This is a genomic window from Skermanella sp. (assembly GCF_059503625.1).
The window spans coordinates 8,511-9,582 of the sequence record NZ_JCACHA010000783.1; the positions used below are offsets into that span (position 1 = coordinate 8,511).

Sequence of the window (1,072 nt, forward strand, 5' to 3'; positions counted from 1 at the left end):
CATGGGCATCTGTCCCACGAGCTGGGAGTTGCGGAAAACAGCCTCTATCCAGTCCACCCGGTAGCGCGTGCCGTTGCCATTGGGCGTCACCTGAACGTTCCGAATCATCCGGGCATGACCCGACCTGATGAATTTGTCGACCGGGTTTGCGGACATGTACTCGGCAATCCGGCCGTAAACCTGATCCGCCATGTAGACCTGGGCGGACAGGTAGTTGGAATTATAAACCACGGCATCCGCCGGGACCGCCCGCCACAGAGTGATCCAGTAGCGCACGAACTGCCGGCGTTTGGTTTCATCGACCATCAGCTTGCCGTCTGTGATCGAGACGCTGACCACATCGCCGGTCTGCCGGTTCGTTTCGACGGTGACAAACTTCAGGTCGCCCAGACTGGCGAGCAGGTGCTTGTCGTGAGTCTGCACGGCGGCAAACCCGGTCATGGCGACGAGGCCGATGCCGAGAAACCATGCGGCTTTGGTGGCCGCGGCGCCCTGGCCCTCGTAGGCCCAGCGGGCGCGCTTGTACTCGTCGCCTTCTTTCCAGCGATTGCGACGGATGCCGAACATCGCAAACTCCTGTCAGGAACGGGGGGGCGGCAGTTGGCGTGGGGGCCGTGGCAGGGCGCGCTGTGCTTCCAGCAGGCGGGTGGCCGACTTCGGCAGATCGCGGGCCTCGGTCCAGGTGGCATCGACCGGCGGGCGGGCCAGCAGGCGGACAGCGGAAGCGGGAGCGCCCGCCATGCCAGGCCCGCCACCCATTCCAGGCCCTCCGCCAGCGCCGGACCTGCCCGACGAGGCGGTGCCGGGCAAGGTCACGGGCGGGCTGGCAATGGTATTACCGGCGGTCGAGCCGGACATCCTGACCAGCCTTGATCCTCCCAGTGTGCCTAGTGCTACCGTGCCAATGCCGCCGATCATGGATGCCGCGGTGCCGGCGGCGCGGCCGGCGAGCCGGCCGGTGTCGTGCAAATCCAGCGTCGGCATGCCGGAAATCTGTTCGCGCGCCAGATCGGTGGTGTATTTGAACAGCAGCACGAAAAAGAACATCACCACCAGCAGCGCGACTGACTGT

The 1,072-nt window shown here is 65.2% G+C and carries 2 protein-coding genes; both read right to left on the reverse strand.

Annotated elements, in window-relative coordinates; translation table 11 throughout:
- The coding region (locus AC5JJ6_RS27545) for a VirB8/TrbF family protein (protein WP_496045128.1) at positions 1–567 on the reverse strand (567 nt) is incomplete at its 3' end.
- A 12-nt stretch (positions 568–579) separates the two neighbouring features.
- Positions 580–1,072: hypothetical protein (locus AC5JJ6_RS27550; RefSeq protein ID WP_496045129.1), on the reverse strand; the 493-nt coding region annotated here is incomplete at its 5' end.